The organism is uncultured Nostoc sp., from assembly GCF_937863485.1.
Classification (GTDB): domain Bacteria; phylum Cyanobacteriota; class Cyanobacteriia; order Cyanobacteriales; family Nostocaceae; genus Nostoc.
The window spans coordinates 21,727-28,590 of sequence record NZ_CALMFY010000059.1 but is presented as its reverse complement, the minus strand read 5'-3'; the positions used below and the strand labels follow the sequence as shown (position 1 = coordinate 28,590).

Annotated in this window: 7 protein-coding genes; 3 read left to right on the top strand and 4 right to left on the bottom strand. The window is 42.3% G+C overall.

Annotated features, from left to right (window positions below):
• Positions 1-383, top strand: a 383-nt coding sequence (locus Q0541_RS09030; protein ID WP_298908529.1) for a WGxxGxxG family protein, incomplete at its 5' end; no start/stop codon positions are given.
• 128 nt (positions 384-511) lie between these two features.
• Here the strand turns inward: Q0541_RS09030 and Q0541_RS09025 are convergent.
• Positions 512-2,608: a TrkA family potassium uptake protein gene (locus tag Q0541_RS09025; protein WP_298908526.1), complete on the bottom strand. Its 2,097-nt coding sequence runs from the start codon at positions 2,606-2,608 to the stop codon at positions 512-514.
• A 123-nt stretch (positions 2,609-2,731) separates the two neighbouring features.
• A complete protein-coding gene (locus Q0541_RS09020) occupies positions 2,732-3,505 on the bottom strand; it encodes a glucosamine-6-phosphate deaminase (RefSeq protein ID WP_298908524.1) in 774 nt (257 codons plus the stop codon).
• A gap of 195 nt (positions 3,506-3,700) precedes the next feature.
• Here Q0541_RS09020 and Q0541_RS09015 point away from each other — a divergent pair, with 195 nt between their 5' ends.
• Positions 3,701-4,387, top strand: a complete 687-nt coding sequence (locus tag Q0541_RS09015; protein WP_298908519.1) for an HAD-IA family hydrolase — start codon at positions 3,701-3,703, stop codon at positions 4,385-4,387.
• 66 nt (positions 4,388-4,453) lie between these two features.
• On the opposite strand, the gene Q0541_RS09010 is transcribed toward Q0541_RS09015, so the two are convergent.
• Positions 4,454-5,080, bottom strand: coding sequence for a PadR family transcriptional regulator (locus Q0541_RS09010; protein ID WP_298908516.1), 627 nt, complete (start codon positions 5,078-5,080; stop codon positions 4,454-4,456).
• A 167-nt stretch (positions 5,081-5,247) separates the two neighbouring features.
• Positions 5,248-6,150 carry an alpha/beta fold hydrolase gene (locus Q0541_RS09005; RefSeq protein WP_298908514.1) on the bottom strand — a complete coding sequence of 301 codons (903 nt, stop codon included), beginning with the start codon at positions 6,148-6,150 and terminating at the stop codon, positions 5,248-5,250.
• Between the two features lie 194 nt (positions 6,151-6,344).
• On the opposite strand from Q0541_RS09005, the gene Q0541_RS09000 reads away from it, so the two are divergent.
• On the top strand, positions 6,345-6,812 hold the full coding sequence (locus Q0541_RS09000; RefSeq protein WP_298908512.1) for a helix-turn-helix domain-containing protein: 468 nt from the start codon (positions 6,345-6,347) through the stop codon (positions 6,810-6,812).
• Positions 6,813-6,864: the final 52 nt, after the last annotated feature.

Here is a 6,864-nt window from a genome sequence, read left to right as displayed (position 1 = left end):
GTGGTACTAGCTCAGGTACTGATGCTACAGGCGGTGGCACTAGCTCAGGTACTGATGCTACAGGCGGTGGTACTAGCTCAGGTACTGATGCTACAGGCGGTGGCACTAGCTCAGGTACTGATGCTACAGGCGGTGGTACTAGCTCAGGTACTGATGCTACAGGCGGTGGCACTAGCTCAGGTACTGACACTACAGGTACTAACAGGAATACAGCCATCACAACTTCTGAACCAACTAGCGATCGCGGTTTCGATTGGGGTTGGCTAGGTTTACTTGGTCTAGGCGGTTTATTTGGTTTTCTGCCTCGTAATCGTGATAAAATCCGGGCTTATAGCGATCCTAGCGATCCTAATGAAGTAACAGGTTCTCCTCGTTCTAAATAGTATTCACCACACTGTAAAAGACGTACAATCGGCGTTTGTGTAAACTTCAGGCTATTACAGCGGTTAGACCACACGCGTAGGGGCACAATACATTGATATTGCGCCTCTATAATCACACGCCAGTTCGCTCAAGTCGAGCTACTACCTTGCCCAATGAAGATTACATTTGCCAAAACTTGTATTTTTATTAGCTCACGCACAAGACGTTGAGCTTGATGTTTATAAAGTTGTATTGGTAACACTCCAGGCAAATTATTCATCCATTGCCTAGCAGTAGCAGAACTACATCCCGTAATCAAGACTATTTCTTCAGCACCATAGATTATAGCATTTGTAGTTAGAGCTTTTTCAATCTGCACCTGCCAAAGGCGAGGCAGCATTTCACCCCATTCAATTCGCTGCAAACTACTGCTTGTGGCTAAAACAATCAAGCGATCGCCAGCATAAAGCTTAACATCATACCAGGGCATCAAGGAATAATTGTCTCGCCGATATTTCTGGTAGAGAATCGGCACAACACTGTAGCCATAGGCTATTTCAGATAGAAGCAACCCATTCAGCGTATCGCCATCTTCAATCTTGTATTCCGTCACCATGACTATTTGCTCGCTCAAGTGAAACAAGCTCAGAACATTTTCTCCAAAGGCAGCACAAGCAAAGACTTCCGCCGACAAAGCCGCGCCACACAGAACTTGGGCATAGGGAAACAGAGGGGCTATATTATCACTAAAATAACGATCTTGAGAGCGGATAATCAAGCTAGTGACGGGGTTCATTGCATGAGCCATCAAACCAATTTCCAGATTTTCCATGTTATCGTCCCCAACTAAAACGATGCTTTTGGCACGGGAGAGATTCACCTTAGTTAGTGCTTCGCTAGCATTGCCAACGATAAGGGGTATATCGGGTAAAGTGTCTTGGTCGAGAGTAGTAGTATGAATTCCTACTAACGGCTGGTTGAGTTCTTGCAAAAGAGCAGCCACTCTCTGTCCCAAGCGATTTAAGCCAATAATCACCACATGGTTGCGTTGTGGCATCGGAGGACGGGAATTGAAAAACTGGAATCTTGAAGTGACAAGAGCATCAGTCAGCAGTGCATATAATACCCCCACAAAAGCTTGACCTGTCAACGTCAGTCCCAGGCTAAACAACCGCAACCACCAAGGCATATGGTCTGAGAGTTGTGATTGCGATGCAAACTCAACACCGCCAAATAAATCTCCGTATCCTCCCAAGAGCAAGACTGCTGTTGCATATAAAGCTTCTTGGAGAGTGATGTTAGGATAATATAAGCGGTAAAGAATTATTCCAACAAGCCACAGAATAAGTACAGTAATGGCATAAATTGTCGCAATTCGCCGGATTTGATTTTGGCTTTGGTAGTAAGATTGCCAAAATAGCGCTATTTTATCCTTGATATTCTTTGCTGTAATGCCTTGAACAAACTGTTGCCACTGCCACTTTTGGCTATGAGATTTCCGGTGTTGCTCAGATAAAGCCAGTTCGTATGCAATATCAATGTAAACCAGTGTGTCTCCTACCTGAACTTCTGCTTCTGGGTCCCACTCAAACAATTCTCTGAGTGGATCAGATAAAATAGGTGTGTGACTCAAGATGCGGCGAGTTGTGAGATTGAGTCTATGTAGTGGCTTGCCATTGCACCAACTATCCTTCGCTTGTACCTGATGCTTTATTACTTGCAATAGTTGCCCTTCTAAGGTGAAATATCCAATAGCTTCAGATCCCAGAGCTGCTAGAGCAAAGGCATAAGCTGAGAGATGGGTAGGCTCAAAGGCAACAAAATTGCCTAAATTTTCATCCAAAAGTTTGTTGAAATTTTGTTTGTCAGAACGTACAATCAGGCGAACATGCGGATTAAGACGCCGTGCTGCAAATGCAGCTTCTATATTCATCCGCTCATTTCTTGTAACTAAAAGTATTGAACGACACTGCCTTATACCTGCCTGCTCTAAAACGCTTGGCTGGCGGCAGTCTCCGATGATTAAGTTTTCTAGTAAGCTAGGTACTTCTGGGACTTCCCAATGTTCCGGCTGCACATCGTTAATGGCGCTGACTTTAACATCGTATTCCTTTAGGACTGCAACACAATGTTGCCCTAAACTTTGGAGTCCGCATACTAAGAAAAGGTCTTGGGGTTTTTTTGGATTGCTGGTAGGAGGGGGATGCACTTTCAGTTGATGGCAGCATTCGATACCTTGGCTCATAGTAAGCGGCTCCAGCCCTTACTACAAACTTTTAATTATTTACGCCCACTTACTTACTCAAGAAGTATAACAACATTGGGGTAAATTTGGTGACTTCTCACCCGCTTCACTTCCTACTCCCTCTCACGACAACAAACTAGCAGAATTTACGTCTAAAAATAACGTTGCTTGGGGTTGTTGACGGAGAATAGAAGCCGGACAATCCGTATTTATAGCTCCTTGTAACATCTCTTTTACCACATTCGCTTTACGTTTTTCTGGAGCCAGACAGATAATTTTTTTAGCTGAACAAATTGTCGAGATGGTGACAGTAAAAGCATATTGTGGGACAGTTTCTAGATTCGGAAAGTGACCTGTGTTTACTTGTTGCTGACGGTTCACTGTATCCAGTTTCACTAGTTTCACACTGTAAGGATCTTGAAAATTTGCTACTGCTGGATCGTTAAAAGCTAAATGTCCATTTTCGCCAACACCTAGACAGCATAGGTCAATTGGTTGTGCTTGCAGTAGTTTAGTGTAGCGATCGCACTCTGCTACTGGTTGCAATGTATCACCTTCTATATAGTGAAATACTTTAGGAACAACCCGCTTCTCTACACGTTCTCGCATATAGCGCCGGAAACTCGCAGAATGGTCAGCAGTAATTCCTAAATATTCATCTAGATGGAACAGAATAATTCGTGACCAATCTACACCACCCAATGCAATCAAAGCATCGAGAAATTTCAGTTGGGAGTTACCTGTTGCTAACAATACAGCAGCTGTATCCTGTTGCTTGAGAACTTGCTGTAAATGCTTTTGCGCGATTTCGGCAACATCTTGGGCCATTTCGACTTCAGAGTTGTAAATCTGTACTAGTAAATCATCAACGCGAAAAAAGTTTGTAGCGGCTAGCATTTGCTTACACAGAAGGTTATCAATTATACGGCAGTTATTTGAGAGGCTCTACCTGTCTGCCCTTACATGCCCTATCCAGTATAGATTTTAGGATTTAGCAGATTAATTTACGACTTTTTGCGCTGTATAAAGACAAAAAAACAATGTAAACTATTTAAATTAAGTTAAGAATTATTTACATTTTACCAAAAAATCATGCTGGCTGCAATTCTCTTTGACCTAGACGGCACTATTGTCAACACTGACCCTATACACTACCTAGCTTGGCAGGAAATGCTGTTAAATTACAGTATTGAAATTGACGAAACATTTTATAAATCCCAAATTAGTGGGCGGCTAAATCCAGAAATTGTCAAAGACATTCTGCCACAATTATCAGTAGCAGAAGGGCAAAAATTTGCAGACGAAAAAGAGGCGCTTTTCCGCAAACTCGCCCCTGATCTCAAACCGCTGAGTGGATTTTCTGAACTACTAGCATGGACAGATACACATCAGTTAAAACGGGCATTAGTAACTAATGCCCCTAGATTAAATGCAGAATTTATGCTAGAGGTTTTAGGAATCAAAGAAGCTTTTCACACAATTGTTTTAGCGGATGATTGTATTGCAGGTAAACCCGACCCTGCGCCCTACCAAGTTGCCCTAAGTAAGTTGGCGATTACAGCAGAAGAAGCGATCGCCTTAGAAGATTCTCCCTCTGGTATTTGGGCGGCGGTGAGCGCAGGTATCCGCACTATTGGCATCGCCTCCACCCACGATCCCCAACTTTTGCAGGAAGTCGGCGCATTTATGGCAATTCCAGATTTTACTGATTTGCAGTTGTGGACATTCCTGAACTCACTGATTGAGCCAAATTTAAGTGCGATCGCTTCTAATGTTTGAGCGCAAAATTTAGAACTTTCAGAGTAGAGACACCTTAAAAGCAAAAGCGTAATTTTCTATCTCTACTTATTTTTCAGCAAGAATCGCGTAAATTTCCCGTTTAACTTGTTCTAAAAGCTCACGCACCCGATTTATTCGCTCCATATTGCCACTGCGAGCAACCTGCACCACAACAGCAGCTAATTCTGTTGCAGCATTTCGTAACTCAATAAACTCTTGGGGCTTACCTGTCACGAAACTTTTGACAGTATCCCAAGGAGAGTCTGAAGTTTCTTGTTGGGCACGTTCTGCCAATAATTGTCTACCCTCATCCGTAATCGTGTAAATCCGCTTGCCACCTTCCTGTGCGCTCTTGAGATAACCACCTTCCTCTAGTAATTGGAGTGTTGGATACACTGAGCCAGGACTGAGGCGACGGAAACCACCGTAACGAGTTTCCATCTCTTTAATCAGATCGTAACCATGACTAGGATGCTCGGATAACAATTCCAGCAGGATGAACTTGATGTCACCCCGACGAGTCCGATGTTCATCTCCCCAACCACGACCAAACATTTCATTGCCGAAGTGTTTGCCATGATCTCTACCATGATGCTTGCCATGCCCAAACCAAGACCTGACAAGCAATGAATCATCTTCGCTAACTCCTGCCCATGCAGGTGCGCCAAAACGTGACCGAAAGTGTCTAAACATAAATGAATCTCACATCAACTTTCTCTACTATACGATATATCGGAATATATCGCGATATATCGGAATAGAATTTTGATGAAGATTTTTGAAGTAAAACTGTGCCAACACCATAAGCGATGCCTGCGGCGGGTTGCACCAACGCAAAGCTAGTTGAAGCTGATGAATGCTCAGGAATTCAAATAGCTACTAGCTTGCACTTGTTGCACAAAAGACTCTACCCATTGCAAATATTGCAAACCGGCAACTACTGCTGTGTCGTTATGATCTGCTCCTGGAACCAATAATAGTTGCTTTGGTTCGGGAGCAACGGCATACAGTTTTTGGGTCATGAAAGAGGGTACAGTCGAATCAGCAGCGCCATGAATGAACAAAACTGGTATTTTTAAGTTTGGCAATTTTTTAATGGAATTAAACCGCTGTGTCAAGATTAAATCCACAGGAAACATCCAAAACATGTTTCGATAAATTATTAAATCACGGATGGATGTAAAAGAGCTTTCCACAATCAAACCAGCGGCTTGGGGATGTTTCACTGCCAAATCGATGGCGATCGCACCCCCTAGAGAATGTCCATAAAGAAAAATTTGGCTGGGTGGAATCTCTTGTTGTTGCACCAAGTAATTCCAAGCTGTGACTGCATCTTCATAAACTCGCTTTTCGTTGGGAAACATACCCTCACTGCGACCATAACCCCGATAATCAATCAGCAATACCGAAAACCCTAGTTGATGAAACCGATTGGCATGAGCTATGTTGGCGCCAATATTGATACCATTACCGTGTAAGTATAGTAATACCTTAGCATTGGGTTGCTTGGCTTCTATCCACCAACCGTGAATGTGTTCTACCTTGGCTGTTTTAATTGGTACAGGTAACCAAACCTCTTCATAAGGGAGATTAAAAAACTCTGGCGTCTTTTCAATGACAGCAGAGGGAAAGAAAATGAACCGAGGTTGCCCAATAAAAAGAAATATACAGATGGCACAGTAGGCGATGACTGCAATTATCCCAGCCCAGAGTAGCAGTTGGGAAAATACTTGTATTATAAATTGCAGTTTATTAACTTTCATGCCTGATTTCTTTAATTAAGAAGTATAGATTGTAACTAAAAAATATTTAATTGTGCCGCTTTAGCATTTTAAAATGCAGGATTAAGCCATTATCAAAAAAATTTATCCGAAAAACAAATATTCAGTAAATTTACGTATGCAGATTGAAGTCTTCTGAATGAATAGTAGAATTAGCCCATACTAGGTAGAAGACTGTGACGCTCTTAAACGAAGCTCAAATAGAGCAGTTAAAGGAAATAATCCCACACTTGCGACAAGTAAGACAAGAAAAATCCATCCGCATAGAAGAAATAGCCGCTCAAACACTGATTCGAGCAGGTATTTTGCAAGCTTTAGAAGAAGAACGATTTGAAGAATTGCCTGAGCCTATTTTTGTTCAAGGATTCATCCGTCGCTATGGAGATGCTTTAGGACTGGATGGAAATGCTTTATCACATACTCTTATAAGCAATGTAGTCCGCCAAGACTCCAATAATGATCATAATGATCATCAGGATTCAGACAACAAACCAAATACATACACACCTCTTGTTGTTACCTACATTCTATTATTAGTAGCTGCATCTGCTGGTCTGTTATATATACTTAATCCACCACAAATTACATCTGAATCCCTGACTCCAAAAGTCAATGGTCAACAGTCAATGGTCACTAATCAGTGAACAGTAATCAGGCTGATAAATGACCAAAAAAGCAGGGGAAGCAGGGGGGAAA